The sequence below is a fragment of the Cupriavidus sp. OTU4054 genome (assembly GCF_038440175.1).
In the GTDB taxonomy this organism is placed as follows: Bacteria; Pseudomonadota; Gammaproteobacteria; order Burkholderiales; family Burkholderiaceae; genus Cupriavidus; species Cupriavidus pauculus_D.
This window is the reverse complement of sequence record NZ_JASATF010000001.1, coordinates 489762-505748: the sequence shown is the minus strand read 5'-3', so window position 1 is coordinate 505748 and position 15987 is coordinate 489762. Positions and strand designations below refer to the sequence as shown.

At 66.1% G+C, this 15987-nt stretch carries 15 protein-coding genes; 9 read left to right on the top strand and 6 right to left on the bottom strand.

What is annotated here, in order from left to right; translation table 11 throughout:
* The first annotated feature begins 9 nt into the window (after nucleotides 1-9).
* Nucleotides 10-939: an aromatic amino acid DMT transporter YddG gene (gene yddG / locus AAHB16_RS02550; protein WP_150372166.1), complete on the top strand. Its 930-nt coding sequence runs from the start codon at nucleotides 10-12 to the stop codon at nucleotides 937-939.
* Nucleotides 940-969: 30 nt separating this feature from the next.
* Here yddG and AAHB16_RS02545 read toward each other — a convergent pair whose 3' ends face one another.
* Together AAHB16_RS02545 and AAHB16_RS02540 are read right to left on the bottom strand one after the other, a co-directional pair.
* Complete coding sequence (locus tag AAHB16_RS02545) at nucleotides 970-1731, bottom strand: SDR family oxidoreductase (RefSeq protein ID WP_150372165.1); 762 nt, start codon at nucleotides 1729-1731, stop codon at nucleotides 970-972.
* A 63-nt stretch (nucleotides 1732-1794) separates the two neighbouring features.
* Nucleotides 1795-2637: a DMT family transporter gene (locus AAHB16_RS02540; RefSeq protein WP_342049982.1), complete on the bottom strand. Its 843-nt coding sequence runs from the start codon at nucleotides 2635-2637 to the stop codon at nucleotides 1795-1797.
* Nucleotides 2638-2749: 112 nt separating this feature from the next.
* Here AAHB16_RS02540 and gcvA point away from each other — a divergent pair, with 112 nt between their 5' ends.
* Nucleotides 2750-3691 carry a transcriptional regulator GcvA gene (gene gcvA / locus AAHB16_RS02535; protein ID WP_150372163.1) on the top strand — a complete coding sequence of 314 codons (942 nt, stop codon included), beginning with the start codon at nucleotides 2750-2752 and terminating at the stop codon, nucleotides 3689-3691.
* On the opposite strand, the gene AAHB16_RS02530 is transcribed toward gcvA, so the two are convergent.
* The 3 genes from AAHB16_RS02530 to AAHB16_RS02520 are packed head-to-tail and all read right to left on the bottom strand — an operon-like array spanning nucleotide 3632 to nucleotide 6468.
* Entirely contained in the window at nucleotides 3632-4567 is a 936-nt protein-coding gene (locus tag AAHB16_RS02530; RefSeq protein WP_150372162.1) for a LysR family transcriptional regulator, read from the bottom strand. The genes gcvA and AAHB16_RS02530 overlap by 60 nt on opposite strands.
* On the bottom strand, nucleotides 4564-4998 hold the full coding sequence (locus tag AAHB16_RS02525; RefSeq protein ID WP_342049981.1) for a response regulator: 435 nt from the start codon (nucleotides 4996-4998) through the stop codon (nucleotides 4564-4566). Before AAHB16_RS02525 ends, AAHB16_RS02530 begins: the two co-directional genes overlap by 4 nt.
* A gap of 3 nt (nucleotides 4999-5001) precedes the next feature.
* Entirely contained in the window at nucleotides 5002-6468 is a 1467-nt protein-coding gene (locus tag AAHB16_RS02520) for an ATPase domain-containing protein (protein WP_150372160.1), read from the bottom strand.
* Between the two features lie 243 nt (nucleotides 6469-6711).
* On the opposite strand from AAHB16_RS02520, the gene AAHB16_RS02515 reads away from it, so the two are divergent.
* The 7 genes from AAHB16_RS02515 (at nucleotide 6712) to AAHB16_RS02485 (ending at nucleotide 13544) form a co-directional block, all read left to right on the top strand.
* A complete protein-coding gene (locus tag AAHB16_RS02515; RefSeq protein ID WP_342049980.1) occupies nucleotides 6712-7350 on the top strand; it encodes a CDP-alcohol phosphatidyltransferase family protein in 639 nt (212 codons plus the stop codon).
* 5 nt (nucleotides 7351-7355) lie between these two features.
* Nucleotides 7356-9152, top strand: a complete 1797-nt coding sequence (locus AAHB16_RS02510) for a bifunctional alpha/beta hydrolase/class I SAM-dependent methyltransferase (RefSeq protein ID WP_342049979.1) — start codon at nucleotides 7356-7358, stop codon at nucleotides 9150-9152.
* Nucleotides 9152-10540: a phosphatase PAP2/dual specificity phosphatase family protein gene (locus AAHB16_RS02505; RefSeq protein WP_150372158.1), complete on the top strand. Its 1389-nt coding sequence runs from the start codon at nucleotides 9152-9154 to the stop codon at nucleotides 10538-10540. The genes AAHB16_RS02510 and AAHB16_RS02505 overlap by 1 nt, the downstream gene beginning before the upstream one ends.
* Entirely contained in the window at nucleotides 10527-10997 is a 471-nt protein-coding gene (locus AAHB16_RS02500; RefSeq protein ID WP_223851276.1) for a hypothetical protein, read from the top strand. Before AAHB16_RS02505 ends, AAHB16_RS02500 begins: the two co-directional genes overlap by 14 nt.
* A 28-nt stretch (nucleotides 10998-11025) precedes the next feature.
* Nucleotides 11026-11694: a lysophospholipid acyltransferase family protein gene (locus AAHB16_RS02495; protein WP_150372157.1), complete on the top strand. Its 669-nt coding sequence runs from the start codon at nucleotides 11026-11028 to the stop codon at nucleotides 11692-11694.
* A 5-nt stretch (nucleotides 11695-11699) separates the two neighbouring features.
* The gene (locus AAHB16_RS02490) at nucleotides 11700-12656 is read left to right on the top strand and encodes a phosphatidate cytidylyltransferase (protein WP_150372156.1); all 957 of its coding nucleotides are present in this window, start codon (nucleotides 11700-11702) and stop codon (nucleotides 12654-12656) included.
* A 150-nt stretch (nucleotides 12657-12806) separates the two neighbouring features.
* A complete protein-coding gene (locus tag AAHB16_RS02485; protein WP_342049978.1) occupies nucleotides 12807-13544 on the top strand; it encodes an SDR family NAD(P)-dependent oxidoreductase in 738 nt (245 codons plus the stop codon).
* 222 nt (nucleotides 13545-13766) lie between these two features.
* Here the strand turns inward: AAHB16_RS02485 and AAHB16_RS02480 are convergent, their stop codons facing one another.
* Complete coding sequence (locus tag AAHB16_RS02480; protein WP_342049977.1) at nucleotides 13767-15977, bottom strand: amylo-alpha-1,6-glucosidase; 2211 nt, start codon at nucleotides 15975-15977, stop codon at nucleotides 13767-13769.
* Between the last annotated feature and the right edge of the window lie 10 nt (nucleotides 15978-15987).

Here is a 15987-nt window from a genome sequence, read left to right as displayed (position 1 = left end):
GGTGACGTCATGGCAGTCCCACCCACCCCGAAACAGGCCACCCTCGTCGGCCTCCTCGCCGTCGTTCTCTGGAGTTCGATCGTCGGTCTGATCCGTGGCGTCAGCGATCATTTCGGCGCGACGGGTGGGGCGGCGCTGATCTATACGGTCGCATCCGTGTTGTTGTGGTTCTCGGTCGGCCCCGTGAGGCTGAACGCATTGCCGCGCGCGTATCGCGTCTGGGGCAGTCTTCTTTTCGTCTCGTACGAGGTCTGCCTGTCGCTGTCGATTGGCTATGCCAATACCGGCCGGCAGGCCATCGAGGTGGGGATGGTCAATTACCTCTGGCCGACGTTCACCATGCTGGCGGCGATTGTGTTCAATGGACAGCGGGCCAACTGGCTGATCGTGCCCGGCGTTCTCGTCGCGATACTGGGTGTCTGTTCCGTGCTCGGCGGGGATGTCGGGCTCGATGTCGCGAGCATGACGGCCAATGTTCGAGACAACCCGCTGAGTTATGGGCTGGCGTTTGCCGGGGCGATGATCTGGGCCGGGTATTGCGCCGTGACCGCGCGGATGGCGGAGGGGAAGAACGGTGTCACGCTGTTTTTTATCCTGACCGCGCTCGTGCTGTGGGGCAAGTATCTGTTCACGGGCGGGGAGACCATGGCGTTCGATGTCGCGGGTGTCGTCTACCTTGCGCTCGCGGCCTGCGCCATGGGGTTTGGCTATGCCGCGTGGAACGTTGGCATCCTGCATGGCAACGTGACCGTGCTGGCGGGTGCATCGTATTTCATCCCGGTGCTGTCTGCCGCGCTCGCGGCCATGTTGCTGCGCGCACCCTTGTCGCTGGCATTCTGGAAGGGCGCGGCAATGGTCGTGGCGGGGTCGATTCTTTGCTGGCTGGCCACGCGGGGGAAGGGCAATCGTCTCGCGTCGGCGAAAAAGCCGGCGGCCTGACCGGCCGCGCGCGCGGCTCGTTTCCCCCGATCATTTCCCCCCTGTCGCATCGAGGAACGTCCCCGTCACGAACGAAGCCTCATCGCTCGCCAGCCACAGGATCGCGCGTGCGACTTCTTCGGGCTGGCCGCCGCGGCCCATCGGGATCGAGTCCTTGACGCGGTCCACGCGGCCCGGTTCGCCGCCGCTGGCGTGCATCTCGGTATAGATATGCCCGGGACGGACGCAGTTCACGCGGATGCCTTCGCGGGCGAGTTCCTTGGCCAGTCCCGTGGTGAACGTTTCCAGCGCACCTTTCGACGCCGCGTAGTCGATGTATTCGTTGGGGCTGCCGAGCCTCGCCGCCGCCGACGACACGTTGACGATGGAGCCGCCCTTGCCGTTGTGGCGGTGGGACATGCGCCGGATGGCCTGCTGGGCGCAGAGGATCGGGCCGATCGTGTTGACCGCGAAGATCCGTTGCATGCGTTCGTAGCTCAGGTCTTCGAGCCGCGACTGCAGCGACAGCATGGCCGCGTTGTTCACGAGCACATCGATGCGTCCGAATTTCTGGTCGATGGCGTCGAACATGCCTTCCACCTGTTTCGGGTCGGCGCTGTCGGCGCGGATGGCCAGCGCGCGGCGGCCGATCGCCTTGATATCGGCGACGACCGCATCCGCGGCCGATGCGTTCGAGACGTAGCTGATGGCGACGTCGTAGCCCTTTGCGGCCGCCAGTCTGGCCGTGGCCGCGCCGACGCCCCGGCTGCCGCCGGTGACCAGGATCAGGGGGGATTCGGATGGGGTGGTCATGCGTTTGTTCTCCACGTGATAAAGGGATATTGCGGGATGGCGGCGCGCGGTGCAACGGTGGGTTCAGACCCCCAGGCATATGGCGCCCACGGTCACCACGCTGCACGCCACCCACCGCATGGCGCTCACGGTTTCCTTGAGGGCCACGCGTCCGATCAGCACGGCGAAGACGACGCTCGTCTCGCGCAGCGCGGACACGCCGCTCATCGCGTCCGACTGCAGTGCCCAGATCACGATGCCGTACGCGGCGATGGACAGCAGGCCGCCGCCGATCGAGGCGCCGACCGATGCGGGGTTGGCGCGGACGGGCGCCCACAGCGCGCGGAAGCCGCGTGTGGCGATGAACCAGGCCGGCATTGCCCAGTAGAACACGAACATCCACGCGGTATAGGCGATGGGCTGTCCGTCGGTATGCCGCACGCCGATGCCGTCGATCACCGTATAGAGCGCGATGGTCGCACCCGTGACCAGTGCGATGGCGATGCCGGCGCGCGTGGTATGGCTGCGTTGCAGCGCCAGGGCGACGATGCCGGCCGAGACCAGCAACACCCCGAATGCATGCAGCGGGTCGAGGCGCTCGCCCGCGAATAGCGCGGCGCCCAGCGCCACGAGCAACGGCGATGTGCCACGGGCGATCGGATAGGCCTGCCCGAGATCGCCGCGCTTGTATGACTGGATCAGCGCGAGGTTGTACGCGTTATGCACGAGCCCCGACGCGACGATATACGGCCATGCCGCGGCGGAAGGGAGCGGAACCTGCGGAATGACGGCCGTGGCGACGGCCGCGATCGCGATGCTCATCCACGTCATGGATAACGCGCGGTCCCGATTGCCGTGGAGGAGGGCGTTCCAGCTTGCGTGGAGCACTGCGGCCAGCAGGACCAGGCCTCCGGTGATGCCGAACATGCGGGGTTCCTTCGAGCGGGATGGGTTGGAAATCGATCGGTGCAGAATATCTATCTTGTGATGGGCGCGCAAACCAGATAAATTGGGCTTTTGCAATAGAAAAGCTAAACCGATGAAGCCATTGCTGCCGCCGCTCAATGCCCTGCGCGCTTTCGAGGCCGCGGGCCGTCTCGGCAGTTTCAAGGAGGCGGCGGCCGAACTGCATGTGACGCAGGGCGCCGTGAGCCAGCAGGTGCGTACCCTCGAGGAATGGCTCGGCGCGCCATTGTTCGAGCGGCAGCATCGCGGCGTCGCCCTCACCGCGGCCGCGCGCGCGTATCTCGACGATATCGGGCCGCTGTTCGCGCACCTTGCGCAATCGACGTCGCGGTATGGGTTGCCGCGCGCCGCGCCGCGCGGGTTGACGATCAACGCGTCGGCCACGTTCGCGCTGCGCTGGCTGGTGCCGCGGCTCGCGGCGTTTCGGGCCGCGCATGCCGATGTCGAGATCACGATGGATACGTCGAACGAACCCGTCGAGAGCCTGACGGGCGAGTACGATCTGATCGTGCGGGGTGGGCCCGACACGTTCTACGGGTATGTCATGCGGCCGTTCCTGACCGAGGAACGGGTTCCCGTTTGCAGCCCCGCGCTGAAGCAGCGTGGACGTCTGCGCGCGCCCGCGGATCTCGAGCGGCATACGCTGCTGCATACGACGAGCCTGCCGCGGTTGTGGCCCGATTGGCTGGCCAAGGCCGGATTGCCCGCGCTGCGGCCCGCCTCGTCGATGACGCTGGACCATTTCTATCTGACGATCCAGGCGGCAATCGACGGTGTGGGCGTGGCGGTGGCGCCTTCCGCGCTGGTGGCCAGCGATCTGGAGGCGGGGCGGCTGGTGATGCCGTTCGCGGGGCCGCGGCTGCCGTCGCGCAGCTATTGCACTTACGTGCCGGAGGCGCGCGAGGGCGATCCGCTGATCTCGACGTTCCGTAGCTGGCTGGAAGCGGAGGGCGCGCTAGTGGCCCAGCTTCGCAAACCGCGTCGCAAGAAAATCCACGAACAGCCGGATGCGTGACGACAGCCGGTGCCGGTGCGGATACACGGCGTAGATATCGGCTTCCGGCGTCGCGTACTGCGGCAATACCTGCACGAGGCGGCCGCTGCGCAGATAGCGTTCGATATCCCATTCCGCGCGCATGACGATGCCGAGCCCGCCGAGCGCCCACGTCACGGCAATCTCGCCATCGTTGGTGGTCAGGTTGCCCCGCACGTGGATGGTTTCCGTGCGCGACTTGGCCCCCTTGAGCGGCGTCAGTCGCCACACGCCATACGCATCGCTGCCCTGGCGGATGCCGATGCAGTTGTGACGCAGCAGATCGGTGGGCGTCAGCGGTTCGCCATGCTCGCGCAGGTACTTCGGGGCGGCGCACAGCAGGCGGCGGTTCGGGGCAAGCTTGCGCGCGATGATGCGCGCATCGGGCGGTTCGCCGAAACGCACGCAGACATCGAATGCGTCTTCCGACAAGGGCGGCGGGTCGGCCGACAGCTGCAGCTGTACATCGACGTCGGGGTACATGCGGCTGTACTCGGCGATGACGGGCGCCAGATGCATGCGGCCGAAACCGAGCGTCGCGTTCACGCGCAGCAGGCCGCTGGGCCGTCCCGCGGCGTTCGACAGCAGTTGCTGGAGGTCGTCGATATCGGCAAGGATGCGCCGCGCATGTTCGAGGAGGACTTCGCCCTCGGGCGTCAGGCTCATGCGCCGCGTGGTGCGGACGACCAGCGGCATGCCGAGCCGCGCTTCCATTTGCGAGAGCCGCTTGCTGACGGCCGCGGTGGACACGCCGAGGTCACGCGCCGCGGCGCTCAGGCTGCCCGCCGCGACCAGCGACGAGAAGAACCCGAGTTCCATCGGCTGGATCGCATTGGCGCCGCCGGCGGGGACGATCATGGTGCGTCGCTATTGCCGCCGTTGTTGCCGCCGGTATTGCCACCGTCCCCGCTGGGGCCGCCACGCTTGCAGATCCATTCGAGCACGGTGGCAATGACGTCGGTGGGCGGGCAAGGCTTCTCGAGCACCGCATCGAACAGTTCGGGATGGCTGCGGCCGATATCGGCCTGCGCGGCGGTCAGCAGAATCAGCGGCAGATGGGCATAGGCCGCGTACTGCGGCTCCGTGCGTAACGCGCGGGCGAGCTCGAGCCCCGTCATGACCGGCATCATGAAATCGGTCACGACGACGTCGGGGGACTCCGCGGCAATCACGCGCAGCCCCTCCGCACCGTCGGCGGCCGTCACCACGCGCACGCCCTCGGTGGAGAGCATGAACGCCAGCGCATCGGCATTCATCGTTTCGTCGTCGATGACGACTACGGTTGCCATGGATCAGATCCGCGCGGAAAGTTGCTGGCCGGATTCAAAGGTTGCCTGCTGTCCGCCGAACGCGTCGGACGTGATCGTCATGCGACTGCGTACCTGCAGGCCACCCTGGCCGATCTGCACTTCGTGCAGTCCATTGTCGAACGCGCTGTCGCGCATCTTGACGATGCTGATGAACCGTCGCAGTTCGCCGTTGATCACGGCGTGCCGCAGCGACACGAGGTTGTCCATCAGGCTCGAATACTCGGGCAGCGTGTGGAATCCGGTCACGCCCGGGATGTCGCGCGTCTCCAGCGTGCCGATGGCCGTCACGCCGAGGGTGCGCAGCTCGTTGGAGAGCGCGGTGTAGAACTCGACGAGCCGGGCAGGGTGCACCGCCGCGCGCTCGAAGCCGGTAATGCCATCGACGAACAGCCTGCGGATACCCTTCGCGCGCACGGTATTGAGCAATTGATGGCCGAGCGAGTCCAGCAGGTTCTCCGTGAGCGGATGCCAGTCGATATGCAGCGCGCCCGACCGTTCCAGCGGCTCCAGCGGGATGCCCAGGGCCTGCGCCTTCGCGCGCAGCCGCTTCGGCGATTCGTAGAAGCCGAAATACAGCGCGGGCGCCTCCGGCGTGGCCTGGTGCAGGAAGTTGAGGCCGAACGTGGTCTTGCCGCTGCCGGCGGGCCCCAGCAGCAGGGAGACCGATGCAGCGGTAATGCCGCCGCCGGTAATGGCCTCGAAGCCATCGACGCCGCTCGCGGCGCGCGCGTGCACGACCACCTCGTCCTCGGACGGCCTGCCGTGCTGTGCCTCCAGGCGCGGATAGACGTCGATGCCCTGATTGGAGATGCGGTACTGGTGATAGCCGCCCAGCGCCGCGCTGCCGCGCGACTTGGACACGCGAATGAGCCGCACGGTGCGGATGCCGACCAGTTCTTCCTTGAGCTGCAGCACGCCATCGACCATCGTGTGCTCGGGGCTCACGTCATCGACGCGCGCGCTGGTCAGGAACAGCACCGTGCAGCCCGTGAACGCGGCATGGCTCTGCAGTTCGGCGACGAACGTCTTGACGTCGAGCGCGGTCTCCGCGCGATCTTTTGCGATCAGCAGGCCGTCGAGGACCAGCGTGGTACAGCGCTGGCGCGCGAGTTCGGCGCGCAGCGCATTGACGAGCGCGGGCAGGCCTTCGTCGCGCAGGACCTTGAACAGGCTGATGTAGAAGATGTCCTGGCCGACGATCGATGGGTCGTAGAAGTCGAACGTCGAGAGCGCCTGGAAGAGGCGGTCGTGAGACTCGGCAAGTAGCGTCGCGTAGAGGACTCGCCCACCGCCGCGCACCTGACGGAACGCGAACTGGCTGGCAAGGATGGTCTTGCCGGCGCCGGGACTGCCCTGCACGATGTAGGACGCCCCCTGGACCAGGCCGCCGCACAGGATGGTGTCCAGTCCGGGTACGCCCGATTCCACGCGTACGAGTTGCTTGGTCATAGGTCAGTAGGTTGCCCGCAGTGTGCCGATGCGCGTCATTGTAGACGAGTGGACGGTTACCCCAGATTTCCGGCGGCCGTCCTGCCGGCGGCTGACACCTGTCTATGGGTTCGATCCGGTGATGTCAACGCCAAACGGTTCCCTGAATGTCGCTTATGGGAGACAATCGCGGCGGGCGAACGCAGTATGATCGCCGGCAGCAGGTCGGCGGCACGCATCGGGAACAAGAACACACAAGCCAAGATGACGCTCTACCAGATCAAACCGAAATTCCAGGCGCGGCTACGGCCGCTCGTTCAAAAGCTGGCCGCGCGCGGCGTTACCGCCAATCAGGTGACCCTCGCGGCCATGGTGGGGTCGATCGTCGTGGGCGGCCTCGTGGGCGCGCTGATCTGGCTGCCGGGGATATTCCTGCTGATGCCGGTCTGGCTGTTCGTGCGCATGGCCCTCAATGCCATCGACGGCATGCTGGCCCGCGAGCACAACCAGCAGAGTGTGCTCGGCGCCTACCTCAACGAGCTTGGCGATATCGTCTCCGACCTCGCGCTCGTGATTCCATTCGTACTGCCGTTCGGTACCGGCGTCCTGCCGTTCGCCGTGCTCGCCGTGATGGTCGAGTGCGCGGGACTTATCGGGCCGATGGTCGGCGCCAGCCGCCGCTACGACGGCCCGCTCGGCAAGAGCGACCGCGCGTTCGTGCTCGGCGCGCTCGGGCTCTGGCTGGGCCTCGGCTTCGGCCCCGGTCACTATGGCGGCTGGATCTGGGGCGTGCTGTGCCTGCTCTCCATCGCCACCATCGTACGGCGCGTGCAGCGTGGCGTGCAGGAAGCTACCGCAGCGCGCGCCGCATCATCGCGCAGCACGCCGTCCACCGAGGAGTGAGTGCCGTGGCTTCTATCCCGCGAACCCCGCGAACCCCGATCGAATCGCAGTTCCAGACGCACGACGGCCAGACCTTGTTCTACCGATACTGGCCGGCGGTCGATGACGCCTTGCCGAAGCGCGCGGTCCTGCTGTTCCATCGCGGCCATGAACACTCCGGGCGCGTCGCGCACCTCGTGGACGAGTTCGATCTGCCGGGGCACGCATTCTTTGCGTGGGACGCGCGCGGGCATGGCCGGTCGCCCGGGGAGCGCGGCTACAGCCCGAGCCTGGCCACATCGGTGCGCGATATCCAGACCTTTGTCGATCATATCGGCGCCACCTACGGGATTGCCGTCGCGGAGATGGCCGTGGTCGCGCAGAGCGTGGGGGCGGTGCTGGCGTCCACATGGGTCCACGACTACGCACCGCCGCTGCGCGCACTGGTGCTGGCGTCGCCGGCGTTCAAGGTCAAGCTCTATGTGCCGTTCGCGCGGCCGGGGCTCAGGCTGATGCACAAGCTGCGCGGCAAGTTCTTCGTCAACAGCTACGTCAAGGCGAAGTTCCTCACGCACGATCCCGAACGCATCGCGAGCTACGACACCGATCCGCTGATCACGCGGCCGATCGCCGTGAACATCCTGCTCGACCTGTACGACGCGGCCGAGCGCATCGTGGCGGATGCCGCGGCCATCACGGTGCCGACGCAACTGCTGATCTCGGGCGCGGACTGGGTAGTCCATCGCGGCCCGCAGGATGCGTTCTTCGATCGCCTGGGCGCGCGCGTCAAGGAGAAGATCGTGCTCGACGGCTTCTATCACGACACGCTGGGCGAGCGCGATCGCGCAAAGGCCGTGAGCGCGGCGCGGCGGTTTATCGTGCAGGAGTGCGAGGCGCCGTCCGCGCGCGTATCGCTGCGTCATGCCGATCGGGAAGGGCCCTTCCGCAACGAATCCGATCGCCTCGCGCAACCGCTGGCGCCGATGAGCCCGGCAGGTCTGTACTGGGCGGTCACGCGCGCGGGCCTGCGCTTCGGCGGCACCTTGTCGCGCGGCGTGCGGCTGGGCCACGAGACCGGATTCGATTCGGGATCGACGCTCGATTACGTGTATCGCAACGAGGCGGCGGGGCGATTCGGCATTGGCAAGGTGATGGATCGCAATTACCTCGATGCGATCGGCTGGCGCGGTATCCGGCAGCGCAAGGTGCACGTCGAGGAACTGATCGGCGAGGCGATCGCGCGATTGCATGCGTCCGGCACACCGGCGCGGATCGTCGATATCGCGGCGGGCCATGGCCGCTATGTGCTGGAGGCGCTCGCTTCGCAGCAGCAGCGGCTCGGGGCGCTCAATGGCGCCGCCGTGGAGAGCATCCTGCTGCGCGACTACAGCGAGCTCAATGTCGAGCAGGGCAGCGCGCTGATCCGCGCGAAAGGGCTCGGGCATATGGCGCGCTTCGTGCGCGGCGATGCGTTCGATGCCGAGAGTCTGGCCGCGCTGGATCCCGCGCCCACGCTGGCCATCGTCTCCGGGTTGTACGAGCTGTTCGGCGACAACGAGATGGTGGCGCGCTCGCTCGGCGGTCTGTCTCGCGCGGTGCGGCCCGGCGGGTACCTCGTCTACACGGGGCAGCCGTGGCATCCGCAGCTGGAATTCATCGCGCGCGCGCTGACCAGCCATCGCGCGGGGTCGGCATGGGTCATGCGGCGCCGCTCGCAGGCGGAGATGGACGAACTCGTGCGGGAAGCGGGGTTCGAAAAAGTCGCGCAGCGGATCGATCCCTGGGGCATCTTTACCGTGAGCCTCGCGCGGCGGGTGGCGTGATGGCAAGCGTCGTCGCCAGCGCAATACCGGCACGCCGCCCGTGGGGGCTGGCCATTACGCTGCTGGCCGGCATGGCGGTGCTCTTCTTCGGCACCTATAACGCCGCCAACTGGCTCGCAAGCCAGCGCGCGAACGTGCCGTACTTCCACTACGACTGGGAGCGGTATATCCCGTTCGTGCCGTGGACCATCCTGCCGTACTGGTCGATCGATCTGCTGTACGGTCTCTCGTTCTTCCTGTGGCGGACGCGCGAAGGGTTGCTCACGCACGTGAAGCGCCTGCTGATGGCGCAGGTCGTGTCGGTCGTGTGCTTTGTCGCGTTCCCGCTGCGGTTTGCGTTCGATCGTCCGCCCGCCGATGGATGGGCGGGCCAGCTGTTCACGCTGCTCGGCGGGTTCGACAAGCCGTTCAATCAGGCGCCGTCGCTCCATATCAGCCTGCTGGTCGTGCTGTGGGTCGCCTATGCATTGCATCTGTCCGGCCGCTGGCGGTGGCTGTTGCATGGCTGGTTCGCGCTGATCGGCGTGTCGGTGCTGACGACCTACCAGCATCACCTGATCGACCTGCCGACGGGCTGGCTCGTGGGATGGCTCTGCGTGTTCGCGTTTCCGCTCGCGCGCGCGGTCGTGCCCGCGGAAGCCACGGGGCTGGCGGTGGGCGTCGAGCCGTCGGGCATCGATCCGCGGGCGCGCGCGCTGGCCTTGCGTTATGGCATCGGCGCCGGCGTGGTGCTGCTGCTGTCGCTGGCCGCCTTGCAGGTCTCCGTGACCGCATGGCTCGTACTCGTCTGGGTCGCGCTAGCGTTGCTGTGCGTGGCATGGATCTATCGCATGGGTCGCGCGGAAGGCTTTGGCAAGGGCGACGACGGCGCGTTGCCGATGGCGGCCTGGTGGATGCTCGCCCCGTATCTGGCGGGCGCGTTTCTCAATTCGCGCTGGTGGACGCGCGGGCATGCGGCGGTCGATCACGTGGCGGATGGCGTGTGGATCGGCCGCCTGCCTGGCGAAGCCGAGATGCGGCAGGCGGATGCCGATGCGCTGCTGGACCTGACCGCCGAGTTTCCGCGGCGAGTGGAGAGCGATGCGTATTGCTGCGTGCCCGTGCTGGACCTGACGGTGCCGTCGCAGGCGCAGTTGCAGCGCGCCGTGCGGCAGATCGAGGCATGGCATCGCGAGGGGCGGACCGTGCTGGTCACCTGCGCGCTCGGGTATTCGCGCAGCGCGCTCGTGGTGGCATGCTGGCTGGCCGTGCATCGGCGATGCACGGCGGAGCAGGCGCTTGCCGCGCTGCGCGCGGCGCGGCCGCATGTGGTGCTGGGGCCCGCCAGCGTGGCGGCGCTGACAACGTTTGTGGAGCAGTTCGTGGAGCCATCGCATGCCGCACAGTGACGACGCTACCCTGCCGCCCCTCGACGCGCGCTGGCTCGTGCATGCGGCCAACGCTTCGCTGCGCGCGGCCGCGCGGCTCAATGTGGTGGGCCTCGTGCTTGCGTTTGCCGATGTGCTGCTGGCCGGCATCATGCTGTCGGCCGGATCGCAGTGGCTATGGATCGGCGCGTTGTGCGGACTCGCCGCACTGACGCAGCTGGTCCTGCTTATCCGCATCGAGATCGATCGGGGCCTGTTCGCGGCACTGGCGCATATGCAGGGCGAGGGCGATCTGCGTTCGCTGGATGCCGCGATGGTCGCGCTCGGGTGGATCTCCGCCAGCGACGCGAGCAAGCTGCCGCCGCGTCCGCTGGCCGATCGTGTGCGCGGCGCGAGCCGCTTCCTCAAATACGCGGCGCTGCTGGCCGCATGGCAATGGGTGGCCGCGATGCTGATCCTGTTCGCGCGGCTGTCATGACTTCTTTTCTCCTGGACGTCTTTACCGCATGAACTGGATAGCAAGACTCGTCGCGCGCGCGATCATCGGCTTTGCGCGGCTATTGACCGGTATGCAGGCGCGATGGAACGGCTGCATCCCGTCCGCCGCGCAGCGCGTGTACTTTGCCAACCACAGCAGCCATGGCGATTTCGTGCTGATCTGGGGCAGCCTGCCACCCGATCTGCGGCCTTCTACGCGGCCCGTGGCGGGCGCCGATTACTGGCTGAAGTCGCCGCTCCGGCGATTCATCGGGCGTGACGTGTTCCATGCGCTACTGATCGATCGGACCGGCGGGCAGGGTGGAGCGGCCGGCGGTGCGGTCGCGGATCCGGTCTCGCAGATGAAGGACGCGCTGGCCGCCGGATCGTCGCTGATCATCTTCCCCGAGGGCACGCGCAACACGACGGACGCGCGGCTGCTTCCGTTCAAGAGCGGCATCTACCACCTCGCGCGCAGCTGCACGGCCGATACCGTCGATGCGCCCGTCGAGTTCGTGCCCGTCTGGATCGACAACCTCAATCGTGTGATGCCGAAGGGCGAGATCGTGCCGGTGCCGCTGCTCTGTACGGTGACGTTCGGCACGCCGCTGACGCTGGCCCCTGACGAGTCCAAGGAAGCATTTCTCGAGCGCGCCCGGAATGGGCTGCTGTCGATCGCCCCCGAGCTGGAAGACTGATCACCATGCAGAGCCTGCACATGATGCATGAGACCCAATTGCTGTTTGCCGGCGCGTTCGGCGTGCTGATTTTCGCGTCGCTGGTCACGTCGATCCTGCGCTGGCGTGTGGCGAAGGGCCAGCCCAACAACGTGATCGACAACCTCGCGTCGCGCGTTTCCGCGTGGTGGTGGATGATCGGCATTCTCGGCGTGGTGTTCGCGATGGGACGCGGCGCGATCGTGATCCTGTTCGGCCTGCTGTCGTTCTATGCGCTGCGCGAGTTCGTGACGATCACCACCACGCGGCGCGGCGACCATCGCGCGATCGTCGCGGCGTTCTTCTTCTTTCTGCCCGCGCAGTACGTGCTCGTGTACATCGGCTGGTATGGATTGTTCTCGATCTTTATCCCGGTCTATGCGTTCCTGTTCCTGCCGATTCTCGCCGCGGTGTCTTCGGAGACCACGCGCTTTCTGGAGCGATGCGCGGGCGTGCAGTGGGCGGTGATGATCTGCGTGTTCTGCATCTCCCACGTGCCCGCATTGCTTACGCTGCCGATTCCCGATTTCGAGGAGCGCAACCTGCTGTTGATCGCGTTTCTCGTGATCGTGGTGCAGGGCAGCGATGTGCTGCAGTACGTATGGGGGAAGCTCGTCGGCAAGCGCAAGATCGCGCCGACGCTGTCGCCTTCCAAGACCGTCGAGGGGTTTGTCGGCGGCGTGCTGAGCGCGACGGCGCTGGGCGCGTCGCTGTGGTGGATCACGCCTTACGGTTCGCCGCTGAAGGCGGGGGCCGTGGCGCTGGTCATCGCGCTGATGGGGTTCTTCGGCGGGCTCGTGATGTCGGCCATCAAGCGCGACCGGGGCATCAAGGACTGGGGGCACATGATCCAGGGCCACGGCGGCATGCTGGACCGGCTCGATTCCGTGGTGTTTGCGGCGCCCGTGTTCTTCCATATCACGCGGTTCTGGTGGGTACCGTAATCCGCATTTGTTACCGCCGCGCACAAGTGTTTGTGGAGGCAGGCCGTTCATGAATCTCCGGGGCTGACCTAGATTTACGCCATCGACCACGACGGTTCGATTGGCAAGCGCAAGACGCCAAGGTCAATCCCAATATTGAAGAGGTTCATCATGAGCACAACGCAATCCACGCAATCCACGCAAGCGACCCAGAAGGTCGCCATCATTACCGGCGCATCGCAAGGCATCGGCGCAGAGCTGGTGAAGGCATATCGTCAACGCGGTTATCGCGTGGTCGCCACCGCGCGCGGCATCCGGCAGGGTGACGATCAGGACGTCGTCGCCGTGGCGGGCGACATCGCCGATCCGGACACCGCGCGCCGCGCCGTGGCCGCCGCCGTGGAAAAGTTCGGCCGCGTGGACGCGCTGGTCAACAACGCCGGCATCTTTATCGCCAAGCCGTTCACGCGCTACACGCAGGAGGACTTCACGACGAAGGTCGGCGTGAACCTCGCGGGCTTCTTCTACATCACGCAACTGGCCGTGGCCGAAATGGAGAAGCAGGGCAAGGGCCATGTGGTCAGCATCACGACCAGCCTGACCGACCACGCGGTGGATGGCGTGCCCTCGGTGCTCGCGTCGCTGACCAAGGGCGGCATCAACTCGGCCACCAAGTCGCTGGCCATCGAATACGCCAAGCGCAATATCCGCGTGAACGCCGTGTCTCCCGGCATCATCAAGTCGCCGATGCACGCACCGGAAACCCATGAGGCGCTGGGCAAGCTGCACCCCGTGGGCCATATGGGCGAAATGAGCGATATCGCGGAAGCGGTCCTGTTCCTGGAGTCGGCCCCGTTCATCACGGGCGAGATCCTGCACGTGGACGGCGGCCAGAGCGCGGGCCACTGAGTCGCATGGCGCATCGGACGAACCGGACGAATCAAACGAAACGAATCGAACGAATCAGACGAACGCCGACAGCCGGCCTACGCACAAGCCCATACATTTTCGTCCGTGCGCGGCGACGGCGCGCACAGCATTGCGATAAGTCGCTCCGGGCCCGCTCCTTTTTGGCGGGCTTCTTTTTTTGGAGGGGCGGGGCGGGCGATCTCGTCTCCGACGTTCGGGGGCTCAGGCTCGGGTGCGCACCTGGATTGCGCCGCGGCGCGCTATCACGTCGACGACGATGCGCCCCTCCACGCGACGGATCGCCACGTTCGCACTTGTCCCGCTGACCGTCAGGTTGTCTAGCAGCACTTCATCGAGGAACGACGGCAAGGTCGGCGTATTGAACGTTATCGCGGGTTCGTACGGATCGAAGTCCAGACCGAGGCACGCCTGCAACAGCAGTACCGGTGCCGCGGCCGCCCATGCCTGCGGCGAACAGGCAACTGGGTAGAATGTCGGGCCTTGACTGCGCCGACGCGGGAACCCGCAGAACAACTCGGGGAGCCGGCGTTGATCGATGTAGTTCGATGCGGAATACAGACCCTCGAATATGCGAATGGCCTCCGCGTGATGGCCATAGCGCGCCATGCCCTGCGCGATCAGGGCGTTGTCGTGCGGCCAGACGGATCCGTTGTGATAGCTCATCGGATTGAAGCGCGCCGCTTCGGACGAGACCGTGCGCACCCCCCATCCACAGAATGTCCTGCAATCCATCAACGCCGCAATCACCGATTGGGCGCGCTCTGGCCGGGCAATGCCCGTGAACAGCGCGTGACCTGCGTTAGAAGTCCGGACTCTGCAAGGCTTCTTGTCGCCGTCCAGCGCCAGGACATACGTCCCTAGCTCCTGATCGTAGAAGCGGGCGTCAAACGCATCGCGCAGGGCCTCCGCCCTGGCGCCGTGGGTCGCCGCCCCCGCTGTATCCCCAAGCGCCGAGCAGATAAGCGACGCCGCGTTCCACGCGCCATAGGTGTAGGCCTGCACTTCGACCAGCGCGATGGGTCCCGGCGCCAGCTGTCCATCCGCATGGAAGACGGAATCGCGACTATCCTTCCACCCCTGGTTGATCAGCCCCTCCGAGGACTGTCGACCGTACTCGACGAACAGATCGCCATCGCGATCGCCAAAATCGGTGATCCAATCGAGAGCGGCACGGATGTTCGGCCAGAGCGCCCGGATGGTTTCCATGTCGCCGGTGCGCTGGAGGTAGGCGCCGGCGAGGACGACGTACAGTGGCGTGGCGTCGACGCTTCCGTAATAGAGCCCGAATGGCACCTCTCCCAGTCGCGCCATCTCGCCATGGCGAGTCTCGTGGAGGATTTTTCCAGGCTCGGCGTCGGCGCTCGCATCGATCGTGGTTGCCTGCTTTGCCGCCAGGTACTGCAGGACGCCACGCGCCAGCTGCGGATCCAGCCATAACATCTGCAGGGCCGTGATGATCGCGTCTCGCCCGAATGCCGTGCTGAACCATGGGATCCCGGCATAAGGGTAGGGGCCGTGAGGTGTCTCCGTCCTCAGCATATGTAGGTCTGAGACGCTGCGGCGAGTCAGCTCGTTGAACGATTCATTCGACGTCTTGATGGCGGTTTCGCGCCTGGACATCCGTCGCAGCTCTCTCCGGGACTTACGCAGCGCCGAGAGAAACGTCACGGGGCCCGCAGGATCCGCCGACGGCGAAGTGCAGCGGACCTCGACGAACAATTGCTTCGACGACAACGGATCGAGCACCAGATCGAACGTTGCACAGTCTTTCTTCAGGTCATCCGGTGTCGGGTGGAAGCCAAGCGCAGTGCTGCGCAAGACATTGTCCAGGCCCGTGTACGACAACGTGACGGCCGCCGGCGCTAGCGCCGCGTCGTGATCTGTTCCACGCCGCGCGCGTTGGGTGCCTCGCACTTCGAACAGATCGGCGAAGTCCGCGGCGAAGTGGATCTCGATGCGTACGTGGCGCGCGCGTTCGTCGAAGTTGCGTACCGCGAGCCGCTCGTAGCAAGTGCCGTTCCACAGGAAACGCGTGCGGCGCAGGTGAATCAGGTCTCGTTCCAGCCTGAGGCGTCCGTCTTCGTCCGAGAGGTCCGGATTTGTCAGATCGCAAGTCAGCGCGGAATTGTCGTCGCTCAGCGTCGAAGATAGCAGCATGGGACGTGCGCCATCGATGGACAGCCGCAGGAACGACAGATGGCGGGTATCGAGGTGGTAGAGACCCTCCGGACTTCCCACCGCGCCGATCGCGTCGCCGTTGTGATCGAAAAGCCCGAAGGTATCCCCATGCTTGAGTGTGCGTGGCCGGCGCTCCTGAAGCGATGCCGTCGTAGGGATGTAGAACTGCGCCACACGAGGCGCACCTGCGACCAGTGTCGCATTGCCGCCATGGGGCAACGAATCAACCTGCATAAACTCTCCC

What these genes read in the sequence shown, in the direction of transcription:
- yddG (WP_150372166.1), top strand. Translation starts at nt 10, where the DNA reads ATGGCAGTCCCACCCACCCCGAAACAGGCCACCCTCGTCGGCCTCCTC.
- AAHB16_RS02545 (WP_150372165.1), bottom strand. Translation starts at nt 1,731, where the DNA reads ATGACCACCCCATCCGAATCCCCCCTGATCCTGGTCACCGGCGGCAGC.
- AAHB16_RS02540 (WP_342049982.1), bottom strand. Translation starts at nt 2,637, where the DNA reads ATGTTCGGCATCACCGGAGGCCTGGTCCTGCTGGCCGCAGTGCTCCAC.
- gcvA (WP_150372163.1), top strand. Translation starts at nt 2,750, where the DNA reads ATGAAGCCATTGCTGCCGCCGCTCAATGCCCTGCGCGCTTTCGAGGCC.
- AAHB16_RS02530 (WP_150372162.1), bottom strand. Translation starts at nt 4,567, where the DNA reads ATGATCGTCCCCGCCGGCGGCGCCAATGCGATCCAGCCGATGGAACTC.
- AAHB16_RS02525 (WP_342049981.1), bottom strand. Translation starts at nt 4,998, where the DNA reads ATGGCAACCGTAGTCGTCATCGACGACGAAACGATGAATGCCGATGCG.
- AAHB16_RS02520 (WP_150372160.1), bottom strand. Translation starts at nt 6,468, where the DNA reads ATGACCAAGCAACTCGTACGCGTGGAATCGGGCGTACCCGGACTGGAC.
- AAHB16_RS02515 (WP_342049980.1), top strand. Translation starts at nt 6,712, where the DNA reads ATGACGCTCTACCAGATCAAACCGAAATTCCAGGCGCGGCTACGGCCG.
- AAHB16_RS02505 (WP_150372158.1), top strand. Translation starts at nt 9,152, where the DNA reads ATGGCAAGCGTCGTCGCCAGCGCAATACCGGCACGCCGCCCGTGGGGG.
- AAHB16_RS02500 (WP_223851276.1), top strand. Translation starts at nt 10,527, where the DNA reads ATGCCGCACAGTGACGACGCTACCCTGCCGCCCCTCGACGCGCGCTGG.
- AAHB16_RS02495 (WP_150372157.1), top strand. Translation starts at nt 11,026, where the DNA reads ATGAACTGGATAGCAAGACTCGTCGCGCGCGCGATCATCGGCTTTGCG.
- AAHB16_RS02490 (WP_150372156.1), top strand. Translation starts at nt 11,700, where the DNA reads ATGCAGAGCCTGCACATGATGCATGAGACCCAATTGCTGTTTGCCGGC.
- AAHB16_RS02485 (WP_342049978.1), top strand. Translation starts at nt 12,807, where the DNA reads ATGAGCACAACGCAATCCACGCAATCCACGCAAGCGACCCAGAAGGTC.
- AAHB16_RS02480 (WP_342049977.1), bottom strand. Translation starts at nt 15,977, where the DNA reads ATGCAGGTTGATTCGTTGCCCCATGGCGGCAATGCGACACTGGTCGCA.